Raw genomic sequence first — 26,535 nt, 5'->3', positions numbered from 1 at the left:
AGCTCTCTTTTGCTATGTTCATTAATCTATCATAGGTTTTGGAGGAATTCGATGAGCAAAAAATAATATATGTCTCAAAGTGAGACATATATTTTGAATTGGTTCATTTATTTAGAAATTTTTAGAAATCCTAATTAATTCTTCTTTTGAAAATGGATATTCATTCCCTATCCATTTCTTTATAATCTCAAAAAAACCACTACAGTAGAAATCGCATAGTACCATTGGATATTCAGAGTTTTGGATTCGTTTGGAAAGTGGGTCATTATATTTCATTGAGGTTTCATATAAATCTTTCGAACCATACTGGATCAATTTTTCGTATAACTCAAGGCTATTATTTTTACTGGTAATATTAAAAAACAATGTACGATTAACATCGATGTATTCAATTATTTCTTCAAATAATGTACGTTCTAAATCCATACCTTGCTTTGTTTGTTCAAAGAGGCTAATTGCGATGGAATTTGAAGCATCACTAAATAGCTCATATTTATCTTCGTAATGCCGGTAAAATGTGCTTCTATGAATCATTGCTTTTTCACAAATATGATTAATTGTGATGGATGAAAATGTTTTTTCTTTTAATAACTCCATGAACGCATCTTTTATTATGTTTTGCGTGCGTAAACGTGTAAAATTGCTCAATTCAAGTATCCTCCTATATTTAGCTCCCAAGTAATGCTTAAAATTATAATAGTTTAGACCGCATAGTCTTTTTTCTTTTAGTATGCCTAAATCCATAATAATATGGAATTCTTTTTCCTAAATATAATACTTTTTATAAAATAATTTTTAACTTTAGCTCGATAGCTCTAATTTATGAATAAAATTGGCCCTGGCACTTAAGCCAGAGCCAAAATGCTTATTTTATATGGAGTAGTTCACTTTTCACAGGGAAAGAACTTAATCCATATATAGTACTACTATTCGAGATAGGAGTGGGAAGATTCTCGTCAATAAACGAAAATGATTTATATCTTTTTATTAATTCTGTCAATACAATTTTAGCTTCTAATCTAGCTAGAGGCGCGCCTAAGCAAAAGTGAATACCATGCCCAAATGTTAGATGAGGGTTTCGTCCACGATAGATGTTGAAACTATCACCATCTGTGAATTGATGCGAGTCACGATTACCTGATCCTACCCAAGCTGAGATGATTTGATCTACTTGTAAAGTTTGGTCCTTTAATTGAATCTCTTTTTTTACTCTTCGTGTAATTCTTTGAACCGGTGAACGATACCGCAATACTTCTTCAATTGCTTTTGGAATAAGAGATATATCCTGTTGTAATTGCTCATAAACATTTGGATATTCTATAAAACAATATAATGCGTTTCCAAGTAAATTGGTCGTTGTTTCATTTCCCGCTACTAATAGTAGTTTACAAAACGATACTAATTCTTTACCTGAAATGCTTTTTTCCGCTTCACTTTGAACTAATAAAGAAATAATGTCGTTTGCATCTTTTTGGGATTTTTCTCGATTGAGTTGTATGATTTCTTCAAAAAAATCTCCTAATTCATTTTCTGCTTGTAAACGTGTATGAAAAAATTCTGCCAAATAATCCGGATCATCATGACTCGGTGAACTTACGATAATATCAGACCATTTCTTAAACCTTTCCATATCCTTAGCAGAAACCCCTAACATTTCAGCAATTACTATAACTGGTAACGGATAAAATAACTCCCTTACAATATCAAAAGTTTTACGATTGGATAATTGATTAAGTATATCGTTTGTGATTTGCTGGATTCTCGGCTCCCATTCTCTTAATGATTTAGGAGTGAAAGACCGATTTACAATAGAGCGAATTTGCGTATGTTTTGGCGGATCCATCCCAAGAATACTTTGTGGAAATGGAGACTTTTTCTTCTCGGGCATAATATTAGAGAAATGCTCTTTATCCTCTAAAACAGTTTTTACATCTTCGTACAAAAAAACATTCCACATATCAGCCTGATGGTTAAAACAAATGGGCTCTTTTTCCCGCATCTCTTTATACCATGCAAATGGTTTATAAGGATCTTCTAATGCCTTTTTTCCTATCAGCTTACTTGTAGGAATCATATCAATTGATTGGTAAGGTGTTTTCATATATAACAATCTCCCCTCTAAAAATATTTTCACACCGAATGAAATTCACCGAATAACATTCGACGTATTGAGGATTATACACCAAAAAACAAAATATTCAAACTAATTTTCTGTTTTTAAGATATCAATTCATATATAATCAGCCTTCACCAATCGGGCTTTTATGGGCAGTTGATCCCCCACCTAACTTCTTTGCTTTCGCTAAATTTTGAGGTGGGGGTCTTACTGCCCATTAAAGGGGGATACATGTTGTATAAAAAATCCGCCACAAAGAAAACAACAAGCTCTACGAATTTCCACTTCATTTTATACATTTAAATTCCACATTGATCCATTCCCTTTGAAAAGGAGAAGAACAAACAAATTACATGTAAAAAGAGACGCTACTTTAAAAACTCAGCATGATGAATCTTATTTATATAGAGAATCGGCCCTAGTGTACCTGCACTAGGGCCAAAACATTTATTTTATATGAATAATTTCACTTTTCACTGGGAAAGATTTCAATCCATATACAGAACTACTATTTGAGATAGGAATGGGCAGATTTTGGTCAATAAACGAAAATGATTTATATTTTTTTATTATTTCCGTCAATACAATTGTAGCTTCTAACCTAGCTAGTCTAGCACCTAAGCAAAAGTTGATTCCATAACCAAACCCAAGATGAGGATTTCGTGGACGATGTATGTTGAAACTATCAGCATCATTGAAATAATGAGAGTCACGATTAGCTGATCCAATCCAAGCTGCGACTGTTTGGCCTACTTTTAAAGTTTGGCCATTTAATTGCATTCCTTTTTTTACTCTCCGTACAATTCTTTGAGCTGGTGAACGATAACGTAATACTTCCTCAATTACTTTTGGAATAAGAGATATATCCTGTTGTATTTGCTTATAAACATCTGGATATTCTATTAAACAATATAATAAATTACCAAGCAAGTTAGTTGTAGTTTCATTTCCTGCTACTAATAGTAGTTTGTAAAATGATACTATTTCCTCACCTGAAATTTTATTGTCTGCTTCACTTTGAACTAATAAAGAGATAATATCATCCGAATTATCTTTTGACTTTTCTCGCTTGATTTTTAACATTTCTTCAAAAAGTCCCTCTAATTCATTTTCTGCTTGTAAACGTCTCTGAAAAAATTCTGTTAAATAATCCGGATTATTGTGACTGGGTGAACTTATTATAATGTCAGACCATTCCTTGAATCTGTCCATATCATTAATAGAAACACCTAACATTTCAGCAATTACTATAATTGGTAAAGGATAAAATAATTCCTGTATAATATCAAAAGTTTTACGATTGGATAATGGATTAAGTATACCTTCTGTGATTTTCTGGATTCTCGGCTCCCATACCTCTAATGCTTTAGGAGTAAAAGACCGATTTACAATAGACCGAACTCGCTTATATTTCGGTGGCTTTATCCCAATAACACTTTTTGAAAATGAGTTTTTTTCTTCTCGGACATAATATTAGAAAAATGCTCTTTATCCTCTAAAGCTATTTTTACATCATCATACAAAAAAACATTCCACATATCAGCCTGATGATTAAAACAGATAGGCTCTTTTTCCCGCATTTCTTTATACCATACAAATGGTTCAAATGGATTTTCTAAGTCCTTTTTTTCTATTCGCTTATTCGTAGGAATCATAACGATTGATTCATAAGTGGTTTTCATATATAACATCTCCCCTCAAAAAACCATCTTCATTACACAGAATACAATTCACCAAATAACATTCTGTGTAATGAAGGTTATATAGCAATCAACTATATTTTCAAACCACTTTTTCATTTCTAAGATATCAGTTAATATATAATCAAGGAGGAATAAACTTTGTGTAAAAAAAATTTGACCAAAAGAAAACAACAAGCACTACTAACACAGAGCAATATATTTCATGTGTTTTTAAATTTAACGAAAGAAAAAAAAATTGAGAATATAACAATTGAAGATATTTGTAAAAAAGCAAATGTTTCAGTAGGAACTTTTTATCATTATTTTTCTTCCAAAGAGGATATTTATAAAAAAATATTTCAACAAATTGATGAAAACCTACATGCTGAATTAAAAAATATAGATCAAAATAAAACAGTGCAAACAACTATTTTAAACTTCTTCCACTGCATAGCTGAATATACGACTAAATTGGAGTTACATATAAATCTTCTTAATGATTTAAACAAAAGAGCATTCATATATGAGCCTTCATTAATTTACAAAGCTCTAAATGGTTTTGTTTATAAAGGACAACTTGAAAAAGAATTAACAAATGATATGAGTGTAGAAGAAATAACAACGTATCTTTTTACATTTGCTAGAGGGCTTATATTAGATTGGTGTATTTTAGAAGGAACATACTCTTTAGAACAGAGGATGGATACTTATATGAAATTAGCATTAAACTCTTTAAAACCCTAAATTTTAATCACATTCTACATTCTTTTGCTTCATTACATTAAATTCTGTTTTATTTTTTCTAGGTATTAAAGTATCCAAAATAAAAGAAAAAGCATGTCTCTTCTTTATATTGCAAGAAGAGACATGCTTTTTTTTATAATACCCCCTCATCAATCCATTTCAAGATAGTTCATCCCTTCGGAAAGAGAAAATAACGCTCAAAGTATATGTGAAAAGTTAAGAAAGTGGATACTTCCTGAATGCTAATTTTTAAATGCACATCATTTACACATTTAAAAATTTATTAAGAAATGAACCATTTTGATATATATGTCTCATTTTGATACATATACACATTTTTGTTTATCGATTTCGATTAATACTTATGATAAATTGCTACACATAGCTAGTTTATAGCTTCAATTTAATTGTGGTAATTTCGTCACAATTAAATTAGTTAAAATAATATTTCATCTTTTATCTTTCATAAAAAATTAAAAAAGGAGTTTTTTCAAATGAAGAACCGAGTAAACCCAGTATTATTACCAGGCTTAGAAATGTATCCAGATCAAGATTTACGCCCAGAGTGTTTGCCAACAATGAGAGAAGAAGCGTCAAAAGTCTTCCCACCTACCATTATTGATGAAACTCTTTCTGTAACAAATGAGGTCATTGAGGGACCTGATGCGAATCCATTACGATTAAAAATTTATCGTCCAAAATCAAATAATGAATCCTTACCTGCCCTGTTGTGGATACATGGTGGCGGATATATCTTGGGATCTATAAATGATAATGATGATCTTGCTGTAAAAATTGCAAAAGAGGCTAACTGTATGGTCGTTTCTGTAGATTACCGTTTAGCTCCTGAACATCCTTATCCAGCTCCAATTGAAGATTGTTATGCAGCATTAAAATGGATTGCTGATAACGCGGAGACATTAAACATTGATTCGAATCGAATTGGTGTTGCAGGAGTGAGCGCTGGGGGCGGACTAACAGCTGCATTAACATTATTAGCTCGCGATCGACAGTACCCTTCTATTTGTTTCCAAATGCCACTTTATCCAATGATTGACGATCGTAATAATACACCTTCTGCAAATGAAATTAAAAAAGGATTTGTTTGGAATCAAAAATCAAATGAAGCTGGCTGGAAAATGTATTTAGGGAAATTACATGGAACAGATCATATTCCTGCCTATGCAGCCGCTGCTCGAGCAGAAGATTATCGTAATTTACCACGCACTTACACATGTGTTGGTCAATTGGACCCATTCCGTAGTGAAACACTAACTTATGTAACCAAACTTGCAGAAGCTGGTGTTGATGTCGAGTTCCATTTATATCCTGGGGCCTATCATGGGTTCGAAATGATGCATCCAGATGCTGATATATCTGTTCACGCTTGGAATGATTATGTACGAGCAGTTAAGACTGGTTTCGCAAAAAAGGAGCTAAGGTAACAACTTCTTTTTGCAATGTATCATTTTTCACTTTCAGTTGTTGTACCTCTGTATTGTTAACAGCTTGAGTAAAACAAGCTGTTAACAATACAGCCCCAGAAATCCAAAGATCTCTGGGGCTTCCTTATATATTTAGCTCTTTTTGCTTTTTGTTTTGTTTATGTCTATACAGCAACTTTCGACTTATTAGAGAAATCACTAATAAGATTAGTATCAATACGAACAATTGCATGAATGATAAATCAAAATATTTAGCACCTGTAACGATTAAAAGTGTAGAAATCGTTCCTTTTACAACGAAAAAAATAATAACCCATAATCCGCCTTTTTTCCAGTTCATTTTTATATTCCCTTTCCTACGTTTTAATTCTTAAATGGGACACCTTATTAGAAATCTACTATATTAATAAAAAGTCATGTCTAATTAAATGCAACGATTCTATATTAAGTGAAAATGATATTCAATGTCAATTTTGTTGATTATATATATCTATTTTTCCATCTCAATCTCTTCCCACTTTGTTTCTTATAAACAATGAACTCTTGTCTTCAAATAAAAACACCTCCATTGCATTTGCACACTTAGTATGCAAATGCAAGAGGTGTTTTTTCCATGTACCATCAGATGCTTTATTTATTCGTTTAAGTTCTTAATACGTACCTATTTTCTAGTACACAATAACTGGATCATACGTGTTCAAGCTATCATACACAGTTTTTGCAACGTTAGGAAGAAGATTCACACAACCACCTGATCCTCCTGTTAAATAAGCATTACTTCCCCAGTCTTTTCGCCAGCCGGCATCGTGGAATCCTTGACCGCTATTTGTGAATGGAACCCAGTAATCTACTTTCACTGCATAATCAGCTTTCCCTACTGCGCTACCTCTTAGCGTATATGGTGTTCGTTTGTATAAAACGTACCACACACCTGGTGATGTATCTTCACCTGTGCTATGTTTACCCGTTACTACATTTGTTGTGAGGACTAATTTACCCTCTTTGTAAATCCAAATTTGTTGATCTGCAATTGAAACTTCTGCATATGTGTCTCCGATGCCATTATTCGATGTTGTTTTATAACCGATCCCTTCCTTCTCCCAACCATTTCCGTGAATATTAGAAGCAGAAAGTGATTTTTCGCCTTTCTCAAAGGCTTGTTGAACTTGTTTTGTCTCTTTTTCAACATCTAGTGCCCAGCCGTATCCTTGACCTTTTACTGATATGACCGAACCAGAATGCGTTTTAAAAGCGAAGTCTTTATGTAATGTAGATTTAGCCTTATTAATTTCAGCAACCTTATTCTTAATTTCGCTCGCATCGATTGTCACCTTCATATCTTTTGACATAGACGCGTTTTGAATTAAATCTTTCGCTTTTAATGAATACACTTCATCCTGCACTTTATAATCAACAGACTGCGTAAGAAGATTTTGTAATGCTTTCTCTTCTTTTTTAATAATCGGATCGTCTTCTTTAATAGGCTGTATGTATGCAGACTTTAGATGAATTTCACTTTTATGCTTCTGCTTATCGTAATCTTTTAGTAAACTCGCAACGTCATACTGTTTTCCATCAACACTCTTCGAAATTACAACTTTTCCTTGTTCAAGCTTCGCCATAGCATCTTGAGGTGCTTTTAATTTTTCATTCATGGAAACAAGCTTTTCTTCTACAAGTTTTTTCATCGTTTCACTCCGATACTGATCCGCTTCTTTCGATAACAATGAATACTCTTTTTCCTTTGAAGAAGGGAAAAATGTCCACTGGCTTTTTAATAGTTTCTTAACTTGCGGCAAATCTTTTTCCGTCAGTTCCGTCTTTGTCTCTTTTTCATCTAAAATTTGTTGTTGATCAATATAAACTTTGTTTGCTAATCCAGATGTTTTTAATTTCTGTATTGCCTGATCAGCGCTCAAACCACCGACTTTTGTATCATTAATCGTAACATTAGAATTGAAGTGAGTTGCCTGATAATAGCTCATTCCCCCAATGAGAAGTGCAAGTACTCCGCCACCTGCTGCGATAAGCTTCCAATTTGTAAAACGTTTTTTTGATCTTACCCGTTTTTTCTCAACTTCTTCAACAGATTCATTTACTGTATTGTTGTTCATCAATCTTTCCCCCGTATACATTAACGTCAATTGATTTTAAACCAAAACCATTGATTAGTGTACCTTATTTTTCCTGAAATTTCATTGTTTTAACCAGATTTTATCTATTAAAGTTAGATTTTTTAATAGAAAGATATATAAAGATGGTAAATAACGCGAAAAAGGACCACATCAATTGAGTTATTATGGGACCCATCGCATTTTGAAGGAGGATACTCTATAAACATTTTAACCTAGTAAAGTAATTTTTAGAAGGTCCAAGTTAAAGACAGGCAGCATAGAATATCTCTTATTTATGAAAAATATCCACAAAAAATGACCTACATGTAGACTCTTTTTTGTGAATATTTTAATGCCGCATGTTTTATTAATTTAAATGCAAACCATGCTTCCTGCTTGTCACCAGGTTTCACAACCTCTACTATCGGCCTAACTAATTTCACCTTATGATATCTTTCTCATCAACAATTTCAAGTTTCTTGAAAACTATTATATATGTTTATACCACGCTTTATTGATACGTTTAATCTTTACAGGTGCTGAATTTTTAGACTCATCCTTTGTTGTAACCCTATTATTAGAACATCCTGCAATAGCGAGACAGCATGTAGCCAATAAAACTAATACTATTAATTTCTTCAAATAGCCACTCCTATATAAAGGAAATATTATATTAAGAAAATTAAACATAACATCAGATCTTTATAAAAACAATATATTTCCTAGTTTTATTATCCGTTGGCAGATTAAAGCACACCTTAAGGAGCATGAATCCAATTTCTAATTTCCATTTTATCCGATTCTCAATGTTTATTCCAACATAAAAAGATAGCTATTATTGTTGAAAACTAATTATCTCTCAAAATGAAAAATATAAACTGAATTCCTATAACCCAATATAGTTTACTCAGCTAACTTTTCCCCTGTAACAATCCGAAACAAAGTAGCTGCATTTTTTTCTTCTAATTGAGCGTACCGATTACCACCCGAGATGATTTCCACTTTATCCTTATTAGGGCTTATCCAAATTTGATACAACACAGCTTTCGCCTCTATTTTCGAATTTTTAAATTGAAAAACAAAATGATAATCAGCTGGACGAGACATTTCCACTTTTTTATTTTCAAAAGTAGTATCCTTTAATATTTTCTTTACTTGCATTACTTCATTATTATCTGTCACTACCTTAAAATCTTCATATTCATTATCACCAATATTTTTGTGCACTTCGATTCTTTGCTCTTCATTTTCTAGTCCAATTGAACAGCCGGTTATTATGAATATATAGATACTAATCATAACTAGAGGCCAATTTCTAACTTTCATATTAATAACCTCTTTTCAATACGAAATATTTTAATTTATAAAATAAAGGTAATTAATTTAAACTTAAAAATATAAATAATAAAGAGCAAGGAGTATCGTTCCATTCAGTTACAAACATACACTTGGAAAAGTTATACGTTCCTTCTTGTAAGTATATTCGTTACTATTAATCTCTTTCTCTTCACATCTATTTTAGACCGAGTTGGAGTAGAATATATCGTGCCTTTCGCCTACTTCATATTAGCTTCCGCTGTCATAGCGATCCTATTAGCGGTCATCTCTTTTTGTAGCTGAGCTGAGAAAAAAATTTTAGCCATTATCGGGTTATGTTTTACTTTATTTAATACAGCAATTATTTTATTCTTCCTTTGGTTTGGTTACCATTTCACTTAAGTGAAGTATAAATAAATCCCATAAGCTACAAATAAAATTAGTAAAATAGAAATGCTGAGTACCGTGTATATAATCCATTTTAAACTTGAACTCATATACGCCCTCCTCTCACCTTCTAACAATTCCATTATATAACAAAAAAGCATTGGATACCCAATGCTTTTTACACTTACACAAATAAAGACGTATTCGCATATAAAGCTGGTGAACCACCTGAATGTACGAATAAAATGTTGTCTTCTTTTTTAAATGTACCTTTTCTAATTAAGTCGATTAGCCCCGCTACTGCTTTACCTGTATACACTGGATCCAGTAAAATACCTTCTGTTTTCGCAAGTAATTGCACTGCTTCCACCATTTCCGGCGTTGGTAACGCATAACCTGGTCCTACATATTCATCAAAGCATGTAACAGCTTCGCGCGGGATAAAGTTTGGAATACCAACGTGAGCTGACGTTTCATCTACAAGTTTTGCTACTTTCTCTTCTTGCTCTGCTTTTCCTCTACTTACGTTAATGCCGATTACTGGAATGTTACTTTGTGTTCCAGCAAAACCAGTAATTAAACCAGCGTGCATACCGCCGCTACCACTTACGCAAACGACTGAACTGAAATCAATTCCTTGGTCAAATGATTGCGCCATAATTTCTTGCGCACAAGCAACGTACCCCATTGCGCCAGTAGGATTTGATCCACCAACCGGAATTACATATGGTGTACTACCTTTTTCACTAACTTCTTTCGCGACTTTATGCATCTCTTCCATAAGATCTGCTCCGTTTCGTACAACAATGACATTTTCAGCACCTAGTAAATGATATAAGAAATAGTTTCCGTTAAAATCTGGCTTCTCTTCTGGCTCAAGCCCTTCTTCTAATACAAGAATACATTTCATTTTTTCTTTTACCGCAGCTGCAAGTGTTAGGCGGCAATGATTTGATTGAATGCCGCCAGCTGTAATTAACGTATCTGCACCCTTTACCTGCGCATCCGCAACTAGAAACTCTAACTTTCTCGTCTTATTACCACCAGCTGTTAAACCAAGTAAATCATCTCGTTTAAAATAAATAGTCGGCCCACCAAGTGCTTCAGAAAAATTGTTTAATTTTTCAATTGGTGTATATGATTCGGTATATTTTTTTCTAGGGAATTTAGCTAAATTCATGAATAACGCTCCTTTGTACTTCTTTCACAATGTATGTAACGATACTATTATTGCATGTAAAAATGATGAAGTCATCTTTCTTGGATAAAAATGTATTGGAATTCGGTTTTGGCGAATGGAATTGCATTGAAGGTTTTATCTTCAATACGGTACATGAAATTATAATAATGATTTTAACCATATTACGGTACATGAAATTTATATCGACGATTTTTCAAATATATCGTTCATAACTTGAAATATATCAACGATTTTTTCAATATATCGACTTATCGACAAAAACTGGCAACATAAAAGGACCCACTCGATAAAAAGTAGGCCCTCTTCCAATCATTTATTTGCCGAAAAACGAAGTAGCTGTGTTAATCCTGGTTCTAAATTCATTTCGCCTTTATGGCGTACGTATACGATTTTGTCCCCGTCAAATTTGGGTGGGTTTCCTGGATTATAAGTATGCCACTCGTCCGCTCCTTCTACAGCGTACTCCATGTATTCTGTTGCACCGACGATTACGTTTTTATTATCATCAGCGGTTACATTGGGTGCCATTTGTGCAACTTTCGAATCACTAATTAACAATTTCTTTATTTCCTTATCACGTTTGTAATCGTAAGCTGTCACCATTACATCGCTGCCATATGCTTTCACTTGCAACCCTTGTTTGAATGAAGAGCCATCAGGAGCAGTCTTCTCTCCTCCATTTGGTCCAGCCGACATCCAACCCGTTTCAATACCACCCGTATTTACAACTGTAAATCCTTTTTCATCTCCGCCTGCAATTTTCTTTTTACCAGCCCAATCCGGTAAATTTAAATCCCAGTGCGTGTGGCTCGTGAAGAAAACAACTTGCGGGTAATCTTTTAATATATCGTACAATTTATCCACGTTTAAATAGTCATTTAAATATGGTGACTGTCTTGATCCAGACACAGTATCAGGTAAAACGTGATGAGAAAAAATGAAAATCGGCTTGTTTTTATCTTTTTGACTATATTCTTCTAAATTTTGTTTTAACCAACCTAATTGTTCATCACTCATATATACTTCATCCCACATTTTTGAATCGTGGTATTTCATATATTTTTCCGTTCCTAAAAATAAAAGCGGATAACCATCTAATTCTTTTTTATGATATACCTTTTCTTGTCCGCTAAATTTCAGATAGCGGTTAAATAAAGTTTCCTCAGTTACACCATTTGGCCATGTACTTTGAGATAACTTCCCATCAGCTGTCCATTTTCCAGCGTAAAACTCATGATTCCCAACAGTTGACCATACATTTTCGGGATGCTTATTTTTGTTTAACACACGCTTCACATCATCATATTGTGACTGTTGTCCAGTTGGCGTTATATCCCCATTCATAATAAGCGCTCTAGAAAGTGGCGTCACTTTGTTCATATCTTTTAACACGTGATCAAAGTCTCCTAAATCCCCTTGAATGTCACTAATAACGTTAAAAGTTGTAGCTGATTTTCGAACTTGCTCTTTCCCTTCCGCATATGCTGAAAATGTCGGTAATAATGCCGCCATAACTGCTAACGAAGCAACTGTCTTTTTCATACAAATTCTCCCCCTAATAATAGAATGTACAAACTGACATGTTCTGCCTTCTCTTAGGTGCTTGTCCAATTCACATTATAGGGAGAGATTGTAAAGATAGATGGAGTTAAAAGTTAAGTGTTTTTTAAGAGGATTTGTTGGTTTTCAGTTTATCTCTTTAACTTTTCTTCATTTAATCCAAATAACTCTGGCAAAACAAAATCCCCATCTTTCCTAATCAATACATCATCAAACCAAATTTCACCCCACCATACTCTGGTCTTTGAATGTTTACTAAGTCCCAATGTATCGCTGAATTATTTCCGTTGTCTGCACCTTGCAATGAATCTCCAATCGCTAGATGAAAACTACCATTTATTTTTTCATCAAATAACGTATTATTCATCGGATGTAGTATGTAGGGGTTAAAAGCTAGCGCGAACTCTCCAATATATCTTGCTCCCTCATCCGTATCAAGAATTCGGTTCATTCGCTCTGTATCATTTGCATAAGCCTCCGTGCTCATATTTGCTTCTTGTGCAGAAGCCGCATTCGGAAAACGAGTTGTCACCCATCTCGTTTTATACACTGCTTCACTATGAGCTTTTCCAAATATCGTTTGATATAACTTCATTTTTTCTGCCGGTACATCCGCTAATTCATATGCATTTCTAGGACTACGAAGATTAATATACACTTGCATCTTACTTAATCGGTAACATTCCCAATCTGCTAATAACTTAAATTGTTCTTCAGATCCTGACAAAATTAATTACCTCGTAACAGACACGTCGCGCATTGATACATGCGCATATCCACTTGCTTTTTCCACTGACTTAATAATTTCACGAACGACTGCGGGGGCTATCTCTGTAACACTTTGGATCAACACTTGATCACCAGGTCGCACTTTCGTAGAATGGTTGACTAATACATCTGCTAATTTCGATAACCTTTGCTTCACTACTTAATTTGTTACATTCATACTTCATATTCTTTACATTATCGAATTTCCCTTCCTAGTTAATATTTCCCACTTGTTCTTCCACAAAAAAAGACACAGAGATTCCTCCCCATGCCTACTAATTCCTACTTCTTCACCGCATGCACATAATGCACCGTCTCGAAAGCTTTTAAATAATCGTTTCGTCCTTCAAAATAGAATGCATTTATATCTTCTGGTGATAAATGCTCATAAATGAGTAAGCCCGCCTTCTCTAACAGTGCTTCCATTTCGGCGTAAGAATAACATGATTTCATCGGTTCTCCGCCTACTGCAGCCATTTTCACCATGTTTTCAACTCGATTAGACAACCCTTTTTCCGTAAATAAGTTTTCATCTGGATAATCAAAAACGATAGAGCTCCCTTCCGGAACCATCTCGAATAAACATTCTATTAAACTAGCAAGTTCCTCTTTCGTTAAATAGTACGAAACACCTAACAGACTAAAGAACGTTTTTTTATGTTCAAATCCTTCATTCCGTAACTGTTCATAGGAAAATCCTTTCGTGAAATCCATCGAAACAAAATGAAGATTATTTGGAACTTCAAGTTCTGCTTCTTTTATTCTTTCCTTCTTAAACTGCTGCGTAGAAGGATGATCCACTTCAAATATTTCTATTTTATTTTCTAATTCTCGGTGTCTAAAACTGAACGTATCTAAGCCTGCACCGAGTATGACATATTGTTTTGCACCTAATGTAATTTCATGTAATAACACTCTTTCACAATATGCCGCACGCGCTAAAGGTGTTGGTGATAATTGAACTTGCGTAATCCATTTTAATATTTCTTTCGGATTGTCTTGAAACTGCTCTGCAATGTCTGTATTGAAAAAATGGATTCCTTGAACCATGTTCGTTTCAATATCGCTTCGTTCTTTTGGCGATATGAACTCTTTAGCTACATAATCATCAAATATTTTCGGACTATCAAATTCACTATGATATGCTCTTCCGAAAGCTGATACTAGCGACGTTATACTTGATTCACCTTTTTTCACGCACATACACTCCTTCATTTTGACAATAAAAATAGGGTTCCCCTGGCCAGGAGAACCCTATTATACACTTTATTTTTATATTGGTAAATTATAGCATAAATAAGTTTTTTTGTCAAGTTTCCAGCCTACTATCACTCTGGCACTTTGTATATTCTCTAGCAGGAAAATTGTCAATTTACACCGAATACCCAAATTATAACAATACACATGGAGGTCAATATGAAACGATTCGTCATTATTACAGTAGGAAAAACGCACAGCGGAAAAACTACATTTGCAAAAGCTTTAGAAAAAGAGTTACCCCACTCTTTCGTTATGGATCAAGATAACCAAGCTGAATTTATTAATAAACATTATGAAAAATTACAACCAGCTGAAGGCGCTAATACATTTAAGCACGGTCTTTCTAAATTCATTGTTGATTATGCGAAAGAACATACAAATTTACACCTTATTATTAGTAATTCCAATCGCAGTAAAAATGGAAGGTTATATTTACTAAACGAATTATTTCCACAAAATGAATATGTACGCATACTCGTTCACTTTGAAATTCCAGATGATGTACTTTACGAAAGAGTGGCTCGAAGCACACGAAGTACGAATATTTTTAGAGGTAGTTATTCTAGTTTCAAAGAAGTTCTGAATCGCCAACAGGCCGAGTCACTTCACGAAGATGTTGTAGATCCTATAGAAAACGAGGCTGATTATTTGTTTGTTATCCGCAATAATAAAGATGTAAACTTTACTATTGAAGAAATTGTTCATCTAGCTAAAGATTTGTCCCCTACCCAAAAATAAAAGATTATAAAAATTACATAATCATAGATTATTATGCAAATCCTTCCTCTAAGCGCCTAACATAGTATATAATGATAAGATAATCTACTTCTATATGCTCATTTTTACACAAAACAGTTCATGCATATGAAAGAAAAGAGGTACAAAAATATGAAAACAAAACAAACAATCGCTGCGTCTACACTAGCTTTAGCAATGATTGCTGGCGCAAACTCTGCTCATGCGGAAGTAACTGATGCTACTCCTCAGCAAAGTACGGGAGATCGATTAGCTGAAATTAAGCAACATAAACAAGAGTTAGATGCGAAATTGCAGCAACACAAAGAAAACGTGGATCAAACATTAAATGAACTTAACAAAGTTAAGGAAAATGTTGATACGAAGGTTAATGAACTACATGAACGTAAACAAGTTGCTGATGAAAAAATTAATGAGATTAAACAACATAAACAAGAATTAGATGCAAAACTTCAGCAAGACAAACAAATCGCCGAAGATAAAATCGCTGAAATAAAAGAGCATAAAAAGCAAGTAGAAGATAAAGTTGCTGAAGTGAAAGAACATAAGCAAAATATCGACAATAAAGTGAATGAGATTAAAGAACATAAACAAACTGTCGATGAAAAAGTAAATGAAATGAAGCAACATAAAGAGAACATCGATCAAAAGGTTAATGAACTTAAAGAAGTAAAAAAACAAGTAGATGACAAATTAGCTGAGTTAAAGAAAGCGAAACAAACTGCTGAGGACAAACTTGCTGAGCTAAAAGAAAACAAACCGAATACTGGTAACACGTTAGAGGAACTTAAGAAAATTAAAGGCAATTTAGATAGCCTTTCCGCTAACTTAGAACTAGCTAAACAAGATGTGAAAAATAAACTAGCTGAATTACAAAAAGCTAGAGAAGATTTACTAAATAAAATTAACGAAATTAAACAAACGAAACAAACTGTTTCAGACGATTTAACAAAGAAAAAACAAGACTTAGATATTAAAATCAACGACTTTAAACATACTGAGAAAAAAATTGAGGACAAATTAGCTGAGGTACATACTACGAAGCAAAATGTAGATAACAAAATTAATGAAGTATCTCAATCAAAACAAACCGAAACAAAGACTGGTACTACAAACACAAACAATAACGCTAAAGAACTTCCTAACGCTGGTAGTGAGCAATCAAATAATATGGCTTTAGGTATGTTATCTGTATTAGGCGGCGTTTTATTAGTAACTCGCAATAAAATTAAAACGTTATTCTCAAAATAAAGCCATTATACTTATTAGAAACAATTATACAAAGGCCAACCGCATGTACGGTTGGCCCTTTTCTTTATATTAACTTTCCATCTCTTAGCGTCAATATACGATCACATACATCAAGCATTCTTTCATCATGTGTAATCATAATGGCTGCTTTTTGGCTCTCTTTCACTTCACGTTTCATCATTTCAACAACTTCACGTGCGCGTTTTGAGTCTAAGCTTGCCGTTGGCTCATCTGCTAATATTAAATCTGGGTTGTTCATGAATGCACGAGCGATTGCTACCCTTTGTTTTTCCCCACCAGATAGTTGATTTGGATAATGATTTTTTCTTTCTCCTAATCCAAATGCCGCTAATAAATGATCCGCACGCTTTTCTGATTCTTGTTTACTTTCTTTTTTTAACTTCGCAATGTAAAGTAATTGTTCTTTTACATTTAAATATGGAACAAGATTTGCGAACTGGAAAATGAAACCGATTTTTTTCAAACGAATGTCTGTCATTTCCTTTTCGGATAACTGTGTAATATTTTGCTCACGAATGTAAATATCCCCTTTTGACGGTGATAATAATGCACCCGCGATTGATAATAACGTACTTTTCCCTGATCCAGAAGGACCGACGATTCCGATAAATTCTCCGGCTTTTACATCAAGCGATATCGGATGAAGGGCTGTTACTTCCGTATCCCCTTCTCCGTACACTTTACTTACTTTGTCTAGTTTTAATAATGAAGTCATTACATCCCGCCTCCAATTGCTTCTAGCGCATCAACTTTTAATACTTGATATAACGAAATAAGTGTTCCTAAAATACTAATGACGATAAAGATTGCTGCATATTGTGCAATCATCGGTGTTGTTAATAAGAACGGCATACCTGCTGGTAAAATTGTTTCTAATCCTTGTACAAGAACAATACTAATTACCATCGCAACGATTGATAAGAATAACGCCTGTACGACTAAACTATTTGCTAAATACGAGTTCTTCGTACCAATTGCTTTTAATACGCCTAATTGCTGTGTTTTTTGCAGTGTAATAACGTAGAAGAATACTCCGATTAATAGCGCAGCGATAACAAGTAAGAACGCAATGATCATCGTTAATGTTCCTTGCTCTTCTTTAAACCCTGGAATACTTTGCAGCACTTCTTTTTTGTCAATTACGTGTGCATTTTTAATCTCTTTATCTGTATTAAGTGCAATTGCACTATAATCTTTTTGGTTTGGTTGTGAAATAGCGCCCCATACGTCTTCATTTACATAAACGACTGGTGTATGGCTAAACATTTGATCTTTCGTAAATCCAACGATTGTAAATTCCTTGTTTGAAACAGGATCAATAATTGTATCTCCAATATCGATTCCTTTTTCTTTAATGGATTCATCAGCAACCATCTCGTTGTTTGCTGTGCCTAATTTCTCGCCTTTTACAATGTTCGGTTCTAAAAATGAATCACGTTCACTTGAGAAAATCGCAACATCCACTTTTTTCGAACTACCTTTCTTTTCATACGTTGAAACTTTCACACGAAACGGAACAGCCTCTTTCTCGCCTACTTGATTTACTACGTTATCTACATCGTCTTTCTTAATTTGTGAACGAAGTAATTTATTTTCCGCATCATCTGCTAAAACGAACTTATTTGCCTCCATATTTTGAATCGATGAAGCATTATCATATGATAATCCATTTGCTAATCCTGAAATAACAAGAACTAAAAATGATAATAACACCATAATCAATCCGATTAATCCGTATCTTAATTTTGATTGTTTTAATTCACGCAGAGCTAAAAACATTTCGCTCGCTCCTTCCTCTTTCTTTCTATGCACTTATCATAAAAAAGAAATATGAACGGAATATGAACAGAAGATTACAGAAAGTAAGATTTAATTTTCAGAAAGTATTGAAAATAATCGAAATCCTTGATACAATTCAGTCAAATAATCTTGACCGAGTAATTTCATTTAAGGAGTTGATCATTTTGAAGCCCATGTTCACACTTACTACTTATAGCCAACTAAAAGCAATGAGCGATCCACTACGTGTCGAAATGATGATGCGTCTATGCGAACGTCCTTATACAGGACAACTACTATCTGAGAAATTCGGCATTCCAAGGGCTAAAATTCATTATCATTTAAAAGAATTAGAAAAGAATGGTTTTATAGAAATTGTATATACAGAAGAAAAGAATGGCATCGTTCAAAAGTTTTATCAATCTGTCGCTAGAGGTTTTACCCCTGCCGCAGACCTATTACCTCATTTAGAAATGGTAAGCGAATCCGGCCGCCAAATCTTTTTACAAATGTCAGAAAGAACGAAAAGCCATATTCTCGCTGCACCAGAAGAAGCTTTTACATTACGAAAAGAAAGCGAAGACCCTGCTGATTGGAATTATGTTTCATCTTGCTGGGAATTTGATGCTACCCCAGAACAATTTCAAGTATGGGTGAAAAAATTTCATGAATTGATGGCTGAATTAAATGAAATTGCCAAAGACGCGGATAAAGATCCAAATAGTAAATCTTATTATATTTCTACTACTGCACTTCAAATCGCTGAGAGAACAATGCAGCAATTTATTAAAAAAGAAGAAAAATCGTAATACGATTTTTTTTACATAAAGTGAAACTTTAATCAGTGGGGGTTTTCTTTATCCCCCACTGATTATTAGTTGAACCAATCGGACTTTTATGGGCAGCCCGACCCCCACCTAACTTCTTTGCTTTCGCTGCATTTTGAGGTGGGAGTCTTACTGCCCATTAAAGTCGGATAAACGGTCAAATTTATTTTACCGAATAAATTTCTTATAAAGGAGTAGATTAAATGGACATATTGAAAAACCGGAATTTCCTCTTATTATTTTTAGGAAGAATTTTTACAAACATAGGAGATAGTTTGTATTATGTAGCGGCGATGTGGCTCGTATACAAATTAAGTGGTAATCCTTTTTATTCTGGATTAGCTGGTTTTCTTACGTTATTACCTTCTGCACTTCAATTTCTTACCGGTCCATTCGTTGATAGATGGTCCATTAAAAACACCCTCGTCATCACACAAGTTTTGCAATGCATTCTTATATTAATCATTCCTATTACACACTACTTCGATCTATTAACAGTCCAACTACTACTCATCATCATGCCCATCGTAGCCTTTATCGAACAATTCGCCTATCCCGCACAATCGAAAGCTTTACCACTTCTACTGCATAAAACACAATTATTAAAAGGAAATTCACTCTTCTCATTTGCATATCAAGGCATTGATTTAATTTGCACGACGCTTTCTGGCATATTAGTAGCACTATTTGGCGCGATCACTTTATATGTAATCGACTCTTTCACATTCGCGATTACTGCCCTTTTGTTCTTTTCATTAAAAATGCCAAAGCAAACCGAAACGGGCACCTCACTTTCAACGAAACAATATTTCTCTGATTTAAAAGAAGGGTTTTCAATCGTCTTCCGTTCATTAATGGGCGTTTTCTTAATTGGTTCCGTTGTTGCCAATTTTTCAATCGGTATGACGATGGCAATACTCCCTTCTTTCGCTGATTCTTTAGGCGGCGTGAAATCATATGGTTTCTTCTTAGCAGCTATATCCGCCGGCAGTTTAATTGGAGCACTATTCAGTTCATGGGTTGGCAAACGTAACGTTGGCCGCGTCTCCATTATTAGCTTTGCAACTGGCGCTATCTGTTGGTTTCTCTCTACAATTGTACCGTTTCAATGGCTATCTATTTTCTTATTCGGCCTAGCTTGGATTCCGATTGGAGCCACGAACATATTATTTGCGACAATTAGTCAAATTGTAATTCCAAATCAATATATTGGACGCATCAACTCTGTCATGCGAAGTATGGGCACAATTGCGATGCCGTTCGGTTCTTTAATTGGCGGATACACCGCAAATGTATTGAGTAGCCAACTCATTTTCGCGCTCGCTAGCATCGGGATTTTCTTCATTTCTCTCGTATGGTTACTTCATCCGAAATTACGGGCTTTGCCGAAAGCTGATGAAATTACAGCGGATACTTTTGGGGTGCAGTTTAAGGAAAAGCGCGGGAAAGGTGCGGCTTTATAATAGGAATGGGAGTACGTGAAATTTATATCGGCGATTTTTCAAATATATCAGCGATTTTTCGATTTTATACAAAAAGAAGAGGCCGTTTCCAAACAGCCTCTTCCATCTATTTAGGAAGTTCCACCCGAACGGTCGTCCCTTCCCCTTTCGTGCTATAAACTGAAACGTTTCCGTTATGCAGTTCCACAATCTTTTGCACGATCGATAATCCTAAACCGCTACCTTCTACATTTCTTGCCCTTGCTGTATCCACCTTGTAAAAGCGATCAAAAATACGATCCATTTCTTCTTGTTCCATACCGATTCCGTTATCGGATATAGAAATAATAACACTAGACTCTAACTCTTCGACAAAAAACTCAATGGTCCCACCATCGTTTGAAAACTTAATGCTATTCGTGAAAATGTTACTCCATACTTGATGAAGAAGGTTTTCATCACCTTTTATGACGATATCCGGCACATCAAATTCAACGGCGATATCTTTTTCACGCCATTTCCATTCGAGCATAAAAATGACGTCTTTAATTTGCTTCTGCAAATTGAATTCTTTTATTTGTAACACTTTCTCTTCTTTATCTAATGAAGCGAGCGTAAGTAACTGTTTACATAAACTAGACATTCGCTTACTTTCACCTTCAATAATTTGTAAGTAATGATTTCTTTCTTCCATGCTCATCTTTTCTGTTTGCAACGTTTTCGAAAAACCTTGTATAGAAGAAAGCGGCGACTGGAATTCATGTGAAACGTTCGAAACAAATTCTTGTCTCATTTCATCTAATTCTTTTATACTTTTCGTCATCTTTTGGAAGCTTGTAGATAACGTTCCTATTTCATCTTTTCGTTTTACGTCTAATTCAATTTTATATTCCCCACTCGCAATTTTTTGCGTAGCCTTCGTAAATTTACGAATCGGACGAACGATGTAACCTGCTGCAATCGCTATAAAGATAATACTTAATAGTACGATAAACCCAAGTAATACCGCTAAGAAAATTCGCATCTCGCCAAATTGGTTCTGAATGTCAGGACGAATAAATAAAGCGTACTGTTTATCACCGTGTTTTACCGGGACACCAACACTATTTATTAATTCATTATCGAAAAAACCAGTAATAAATAGGCGAGTCGGATATGTAGAAACACCATTAAACGTTTCACCTTGCAATACTTTATGAACGGTATCATCACTAATAGACGTCTTACGAAACGCATTGCCGATACGCTTTCCATTCTTTTGATCATCGACAATATAAATTTCATACCCTAACTTCGCAATAGATTGTAAGTACGCCTCTTGATTTTCTTCGCTTTGCTTTTCATATAATGACTTAACTTCTTCCGCATACTTTAAAATCTTTTCGCTGTTATATGGCTTTAACTTCACTTGATAATATACGTTTGTTAATAAAAAGCCGATAATACTACTAAGTAGCATAATACCGACTGTCATAAATACAAATCTAGAATATAGTGATTTCATCTTATTTCAGCTCCAACTTATAACCGAGTCCGCGCACTGTCGTAATTTGAAAATCATCCGTTCGTTTTGAGAAACGATCTCTTAGTCGCTTCACATGAACATCAACTGTCCGTTCATCCCCTTCAAAATCCATTCCCCATACTAGTTCAATTAACTCTTCTCTTGAAAATGTTCTCCCAGGATAACTAGCTAGTTGTGATAATAATTCAAATTCCTTTAACGGAAGTAAAATCGTCTGGCCGTTACACTTCACTTCAACACCTTTACGATCAATTGTCGTTCCATGGAGTGTAATTATGTCAGCGCTCAGCATTTGATAACGGCGTAATAAAGCTTTCATACGGAAAATGACTTCAGCTGGTTCAAATGGTTTTACGATATAATCGTCCGTACCAGAAATGAATCCTTTCTCTTTATCGACTAACTGATCCTTTGCTGTTAATAAAATAACAGGAATATCATGATACTTCCGAATTTCTTCACATAACGTATAGCCATCAACGAACGGCATCATAATGTCCACGATCGCAAGATGAATATTTTCCTTCTCTAGTACTTCTTGCGCTACCTTTCCGTCTTCCGCTTCAAAAACTGTAAACCCCTCTTTTTGTAAATGGTAATGCAATAACTCTCTAATATGCTTATCATCATCAGCTAATAAAATATGTATCATCTTCATTAAACCCTCTCTCGTTCATCCTTCTACATCACTACATTAAGAAACAATTGGTTTTTTTGCAAGAAAAAGAAAAGGATTCCTTAGAAGATACGTTTCTTATCATTGTGGTCAGCTGTTTTATTTTTCTTATAATTTGATGAAGTACTCTGGTGTACGAATAAGTGATCTATTACTTTTTTAGTAAGTGGCATAAATAAATTCAGTATTAGCCCACCTAAACAAACAGTTAATATAGTTCCAACACCAATTGGTCCATGTAAAATCGTTGCCATTATTAAGAATATAAGGTAAATAAATGTTCGTGATATAAAGATATTCGTTCTCGTTAATTCTTGTATGATTAATGTTAATCGGTCAATTGGAATGGGAGCAAAATTTGTTTGTAAATATATTGCAGTTCCTAATCCTGTAATAACTAATCCGATTCCAAAATAAATCATTTTACTGTACCATATTTCAGGTGTAATTAAATTGCGTAATAAAAATAGCCACACATCAATACCAATGCCCGTTATGAATGCTGTTAACAACCCTAGTACCTCTGGTCTTTGTCTTTTTAATATCGAATTACAACATATTAATAATAAAGCTATTATTATTTCCCAGCTTCCCACAGTAAGCCCCACATTTAAAGAAAGTCCTACTAAAAGTGCATCAAAAGGTGAAGTACCAAGATCTGATTGTATTGTGAAAGAAATACCAAGGGTTAATATTAAAATTCCTAATACATAAAAAACATACTTCATTTTAATCAGCCTCTTTATCGTCATTTTTGTTGCATTTACAATAAAAATATTTTATATTAAATGTAACTTCAAATTGTTGCATTTGCAATAAAAAAGAAAGATGAGGAGTTCATTATGAAAGAAATTCTTCGTGAAATTGGCATGATTGCAAGGGCATTAGATTCTATTAGTAATATAGAATTTAAAGAATATGAGCTTACAAAAGGTCAGTATTTGTACCTTGTGCGAATATGTGAAAACCCAGGAATCATTCAAGAAAAGCTATCTGAGATGATAAAAGTAGATCGTACAACCGCAGCCCGTGCCATCAAAAAGCTTGAAATCAATGGATTTATCGAAAAGAAAGAAGATGAATCTAACAAAAAAATCAAAAAACTTTTTCCAACAGAAAAAGGAAAAAACGTCTATCCTTTTATTAAAAGAGAAAATGATTATTCCAATACTGTTGCATTAGAAGGATTTTCGGAAACAGAAGCGGAAACTATTTCTAACCTTCTTCAAAGAGTAAGAAAAAATATAGAAAAAGATTGGGAATTTGTAAAAAAGGGAAATAAGAGAAATTATTGATTATATAAAGGAGCTAACTATTCAAATGACTACACATATAGAAAAGTGCACCCTTAAAGATATACACAAACTTCAAGAAATTAGTTATGAAACATTTAATGAGACTTTTAAACATCAGAATTCACCCGAAAATATGCATCATTATTTGGAAAAGGCATTTAACTTAAAGCAATTAGAAAAAGAATTATCCAATATCTCTTCTCAATTCTTTTTTGTCTACTTCAACGATGCAATTGCTGGGTATCTGAAGATCAATACTGATGATGCTCAGTCTGAAGAAATGGGCGATGAATCACTTGAAGTCGAGAGAATTTATATAAAGAGCTCCTTTCAAAAACATGGTCTTGGCAAATATCTACTAAATAACGCTATGGAAATTGCAATAGCAAATAATAAAAAGAATATTTGGCTAGGCGTATGGGAGAAAAATGAAAATGCTATTGCTTTTTATAAGAAGTTAGGTTTTGTACAAGCTGGCTCTCACTCCTTTTATATGGGAGATGACGAACAAGTTGACCTTATAATGATTAAAACACTCATATAACTTTTTTGAGAGGTGGGCTACTATGTATATTCCAAAATATTTTAAAGTCACAAATGTTGATGAAATTTGGGAGTTTGTTCAAAAAAACTCTTTTGGAACAATCGTCACAACCAAAAAAGAGAAACCAATCGCAACTCATTTACCTTTTGGGTTAACTAAACAAGGTGATGATTATTTTATTACTGGACATATGGCTTATGGGAACCCCCAGTGGAGAACATTTGAAACTTGTGAGGATGTTCTTGTAATGTTTCAGGGACCACACTCTTACATCTCTTCTTCTTGGTATGAAAATGAAGAAGTTCCAACATGGAATTATCAAGCTGTCCATATATATGGTAAAGCAAGTATTTTAGATAAAGAGGAATTAATAGATGAATTAACAACAATGCTGAAAAAATATGAAGAGCATCGTGAAAATCCAGTATTATGGGATAAACTTTCCCCCACTCTCTTAGAAAATGAACTGAAAGGTATAATTGGATTTAAAATTAAGGTGGGAGACATCCAGGCTGCATATAAATTAAGCCAAAATCGAAATGAGACGGATTATATTAACATTATTGAGAAATTGTACGATGAAGAAAATCCAGATGCAAAACAAATGGCGGAACTCATGGGGAGTAGATTAAAAAATCACATATAATCCATTGTTATTCAACTCTCACATTTCAAAATTAAAGAACAGACTGGAACGTTCTATCGGCAGTTTTCTTTAAAATGTAAAAGTTCGAACTGAAAGTGAATGGTGTTTAATAAAAAAGAATCTATTTTGAAAACAGATGATTCAAAATAGATTCTCACGTTTTAGTATTAAGATTATTTTAATGAAAAGTAATTTTTAAGCCTTCGAAATATCAACGAATCCTTCTCCAAATACGTCACGAACATCATGTATAGCAATGAACGCAGCCGGATCTGTAGTTTGAACAATTCGCTTTAGCTTCACTACTTCTTGCTTATTAATAACAACATAAAGAATGTCCTTCGGCGTTTTCGTGTAATAGCCATGACCTGAATACACGGTAACCCCTCTGCCCATTAAAGAAGTTACCTTCCCGGCAATTTCATCCGGTTTATCTGAAATAATCGTAATGGCCTTTTTTGGATTTAACCCTTCAATTACAAATTCCATTACTTTCGTTCCTACATATAACATAATAATTGTCAGCATCAGTTTTTCTGCACCAATGATGAAATAAGATGAAAACGCAACGATTAAATCGAAGAACAGTAGACCATAGCTAATGCTCCATCCTAAATATTTATGCGTCATCCGTGCTAAGATGGTAGTACCTGCTGTCGTTCCACCAACGCGAATGATGAGACCAATCCCGCACCCGATAAATATTCCACCGAAAATGGCATTTACGAGCATTTCATCTGAAGCAATCGTCCATCCTTCTGTTAAATGAAGGAATAGCGAGTTCGTAACTACAGCAATAATCGTATAAATTGTTGTAATCTTATTTAAAAATTTATAACCAACTATTAACAAAATCGCATTTAAAATTAAATTGACTAAACCTGGTGACCACTCAAATAAGTAGTACGTAATAATTGTGATACCTGTTACCCCACCCTCACCGAATTCGTTCGGAATAACAAATAAATTAACACCTAAAGCAAAAAGGAATGCACCAATAATAATAAAAATAATGTCTGTCGTTCTTTTTTTCATATAGTACCTCACTTCTTATGCAAATATTTCTTCAGATATAAACTCTCACCATTATATCGTGGAATATTCAAATCGAACAGTAGTTTATTTTTATTTTCATATAGGATGATACATCAACTTTATCCTATATCTACATGTAATTTA

General features: G+C 34.0%; 23 protein-coding genes and 3 pseudogenes. 10 read left to right on the top strand and 16 right to left on the bottom strand.

The window, feature by feature from the left end; all coding sequences use genetic code 11:
• Positions 1-111: 111 nt before the first annotated feature.
• The 3 genes and pseudogenes from MR083_RS08240 to MR083_RS08230 all read right to left on the bottom strand — a co-directional run bounded on the left by MR083_RS08240 (position 112) and on the right by MR083_RS08230 (position 3,798).
• Complete coding sequence (locus MR083_RS08240; RefSeq protein ID WP_000064554.1) at positions 112-648, bottom strand: TetR/AcrR family transcriptional regulator; 537 nt, start codon at positions 646-648, stop codon at positions 112-114.
• A gap of 217 nt (positions 649-865) precedes the next feature.
• On the bottom strand, positions 866-2,101 hold the full coding sequence (locus MR083_RS08235) for a cytochrome P450 (protein ID WP_242268922.1): 1,236 nt from the start codon (positions 2,099-2,101) through the stop codon (positions 866-868).
• Positions 2,102-2,563: 462 nt separating this feature from the next.
• Positions 2,564-3,798: pseudogene (locus tag MR083_RS08230) on the bottom strand (cytochrome P450).
• A gap of 159 nt (positions 3,799-3,957) precedes the next feature.
• On the opposite strand from MR083_RS08230, the gene MR083_RS08225 reads away from it, so the two are divergent.
• Together MR083_RS08225 and MR083_RS08220 are read left to right on the top strand one after the other, a co-directional pair.
• On the top strand, positions 3,958-4,542 hold the full coding sequence (locus MR083_RS08225; RefSeq protein ID WP_046647541.1) for a TetR/AcrR family transcriptional regulator: 585 nt from the start codon (positions 3,958-3,960) through the stop codon (positions 4,540-4,542).
• A 494-nt stretch (positions 4,543-5,036) separates the two neighbouring features.
• Positions 5,037-5,987: an alpha/beta hydrolase gene (locus tag MR083_RS08220; protein WP_000797654.1), complete on the top strand. Its 951-nt coding sequence runs from the start codon at positions 5,037-5,039 to the stop codon at positions 5,985-5,987.
• Positions 5,988-6,111: 124 nt separating this feature from the next.
• Here MR083_RS08220 and MR083_RS08215 read toward each other — a convergent pair whose 3' ends face one another.
• From MR083_RS08215 to MR083_RS08205, 3 genes are all read right to left on the bottom strand, one after another.
• Positions 6,112-6,327 (bottom strand): hypothetical protein, encoded by a 216-nt coding sequence (locus MR083_RS08215; protein WP_001104101.1) that lies wholly within the window; start codon positions 6,325-6,327, stop codon positions 6,112-6,114.
• A gap of 328 nt (positions 6,328-6,655) precedes the next feature.
• On the bottom strand, positions 6,656-8,101 hold the full coding sequence (locus tag MR083_RS08210) for a L,D-transpeptidase family protein (RefSeq protein ID WP_001064100.1): 1,446 nt from the start codon (positions 8,099-8,101) through the stop codon (positions 6,656-6,658).
• A gap of 903 nt (positions 8,102-9,004) precedes the next feature.
• Positions 9,005-9,427 carry a YhfM domain-containing protein gene (locus tag MR083_RS08205; RefSeq protein ID WP_000868335.1) on the bottom strand — a complete coding sequence of 141 codons (423 nt, stop codon included), beginning with the start codon at positions 9,425-9,427 and terminating at the stop codon, positions 9,005-9,007.
• 102 nt (positions 9,428-9,529) lie between these two features.
• Between MR083_RS08205 and MR083_RS08200 the strand changes: the two are divergent.
• Positions 9,530-9,820, top strand: a pseudogene (locus MR083_RS08200) (hypothetical protein).
• A gap of 169 nt (positions 9,821-9,989) precedes the next feature.
• On the opposite strand, the gene cuyA reads toward MR083_RS08200, so the two are convergent.
• The 4 genes and pseudogenes from cuyA to MR083_RS08180 all read right to left on the bottom strand — a co-directional run bounded on the left by cuyA (position 9,990) and on the right by MR083_RS08180 (position 14,537).
• Entirely contained in the window at positions 9,990-10,985 is a 996-nt protein-coding gene (cuyA, locus tag MR083_RS08195; RefSeq protein WP_001046623.1) for a D-cysteate sulfo-lyase, read from the bottom strand.
• 330 nt (positions 10,986-11,315) lie between these two features.
• On the bottom strand, positions 11,316-12,548 hold the full coding sequence (locus MR083_RS08190; protein ID WP_000754284.1) for a DUF4073 domain-containing protein: 1,233 nt from the start codon (positions 12,546-12,548) through the stop codon (positions 11,316-11,318).
• Positions 12,549-12,697: 149 nt separating this feature from the next.
• A pseudogene (locus MR083_RS08185) lies at positions 12,698-13,491 on the bottom strand (aminopeptidase).
• 125 nt (positions 13,492-13,616) lie between these two features.
• Entirely contained in the window at positions 13,617-14,537 is a 921-nt protein-coding gene (locus MR083_RS08180) for a class I SAM-dependent methyltransferase (protein ID WP_011040504.1), read from the bottom strand.
• Between the two features lie 201 nt (positions 14,538-14,738).
• On the opposite strand from MR083_RS08180, the gene MR083_RS08175 reads away from it, so the two are divergent.
• Entirely contained in the window at positions 14,739-15,332 is a 594-nt protein-coding gene (locus MR083_RS08175) for an ATP-binding protein (protein WP_116733362.1), read from the top strand.
• 150 nt (positions 15,333-15,482) lie between these two features.
• Positions 15,483-16,601 carry an LPXTG cell wall anchor domain-containing protein gene (locus MR083_RS08170; RefSeq protein WP_049113637.1) on the top strand — a complete coding sequence of 373 codons (1,119 nt, stop codon included), beginning with the start codon at positions 15,483-15,485 and terminating at the stop codon, positions 16,599-16,601.
• Positions 16,602-16,665: 64 nt separating this feature from the next.
• Here MR083_RS08170 and MR083_RS08165 read toward each other — a convergent pair whose 3' ends face one another.
• Entirely contained in the window at positions 16,666-17,337 is a 672-nt protein-coding gene (locus MR083_RS08165) for an ABC transporter ATP-binding protein (protein ID WP_061182971.1), read from the bottom strand.
• The gene (locus MR083_RS08160) at positions 17,337-18,401 is read right to left on the bottom strand and encodes an ABC transporter permease (RefSeq protein WP_242268920.1); all 1,065 of its coding nucleotides are present in this window, start codon (positions 18,399-18,401) and stop codon (positions 17,337-17,339) included. The genes MR083_RS08165 and MR083_RS08160 overlap by 1 nt, the downstream gene beginning before the upstream one ends.
• A gap of 185 nt (positions 18,402-18,586) precedes the next feature.
• On the opposite strand from MR083_RS08160, the gene MR083_RS08155 reads away from it, so the two are divergent.
• Positions 18,587-19,210 (top strand): ArsR/SmtB family transcription factor, encoded by a 624-nt coding sequence (locus MR083_RS08155; RefSeq protein ID WP_000803745.1) that lies wholly within the window; start codon positions 18,587-18,589, stop codon positions 19,208-19,210.
• A gap of 221 nt (positions 19,211-19,431) precedes the next feature.
• The gene (locus MR083_RS08150; RefSeq protein WP_242268918.1) at positions 19,432-20,691 is read left to right on the top strand and encodes an MFS transporter; all 1,260 of its coding nucleotides are present in this window, start codon (positions 19,432-19,434) and stop codon (positions 20,689-20,691) included.
• Between the two features lie 106 nt (positions 20,692-20,797).
• Here the strand turns inward: MR083_RS08150 and MR083_RS08145 are convergent, their stop codons facing one another.
• The 3 genes from MR083_RS08145 to MR083_RS08135 all read right to left on the bottom strand — a co-directional run bounded on the left by MR083_RS08145 (position 20,798) and on the right by MR083_RS08135 (position 23,599).
• Positions 20,798-22,174: a sensor histidine kinase gene (locus tag MR083_RS08145; protein ID WP_242268916.1), complete on the bottom strand. Its 1,377-nt coding sequence runs from the start codon at positions 22,172-22,174 to the stop codon at positions 20,798-20,800.
• Between the two features lies 1 nt (position 22,175).
• The gene (locus MR083_RS08140) at positions 22,176-22,853 is read right to left on the bottom strand and encodes a response regulator transcription factor (RefSeq protein ID WP_000781974.1); all 678 of its coding nucleotides are present in this window, start codon (positions 22,851-22,853) and stop codon (positions 22,176-22,178) included.
• A gap of 80 nt (positions 22,854-22,933) precedes the next feature.
• Positions 22,934-23,599, bottom strand: a complete 666-nt coding sequence (locus MR083_RS08135) for a YczE/YyaS/YitT family protein (protein WP_242268913.1) — start codon at positions 23,597-23,599, stop codon at positions 22,934-22,936.
• Positions 23,600-23,713: 114 nt separating this feature from the next.
• On the opposite strand from MR083_RS08135, the gene MR083_RS08130 reads away from it, so the two are divergent.
• The 3 genes from MR083_RS08130 to paiB are packed head-to-tail and all read left to right on the top strand — an operon-like array spanning position 23,714 to position 25,356.
• On the top strand, positions 23,714-24,166 hold the full coding sequence (locus MR083_RS08130; RefSeq protein WP_000658986.1) for a MarR family winged helix-turn-helix transcriptional regulator: 453 nt from the start codon (positions 23,714-23,716) through the stop codon (positions 24,164-24,166).
• Positions 24,167-24,191: 25 nt separating this feature from the next.
• Positions 24,192-24,710 carry a spermidine/spermine N(1)-acetyltransferase gene (paiA, locus tag MR083_RS08125; protein ID WP_000207059.1) on the top strand — a complete coding sequence of 173 codons (519 nt, stop codon included), beginning with the start codon at positions 24,192-24,194 and terminating at the stop codon, positions 24,708-24,710.
• A 22-nt stretch (positions 24,711-24,732) separates the two neighbouring features.
• The gene (paiB, locus tag MR083_RS08120; RefSeq protein ID WP_242268911.1) at positions 24,733-25,356 is read left to right on the top strand and encodes a protease synthase/sporulation negative transcriptional regulator PaiB; all 624 of its coding nucleotides are present in this window, start codon (positions 24,733-24,735) and stop codon (positions 25,354-25,356) included.
• A gap of 195 nt (positions 25,357-25,551) precedes the next feature.
• Here paiB and MR083_RS08115 read toward each other — a convergent pair whose 3' ends face one another.
• The gene (locus MR083_RS08115; protein ID WP_000747495.1) at positions 25,552-26,391 is read right to left on the bottom strand and encodes a YitT family protein; all 840 of its coding nucleotides are present in this window, start codon (positions 26,389-26,391) and stop codon (positions 25,552-25,554) included.
• Positions 26,392-26,535 lie beyond the last annotated feature (144 nt).

The sequence above is a fragment of the Bacillus cereus group sp. BfR-BA-01408 genome (assembly GCF_022663305.1).
In the GTDB taxonomy this organism is placed as follows: Bacteria; Bacillota; Bacilli; order Bacillales; family Bacillaceae_G; genus Bacillus_A; species Bacillus_A pacificus.
Note: the sequence above shows the minus strand (reverse complement) of the source record. Positions and strands in the feature narration are given on the sequence as shown.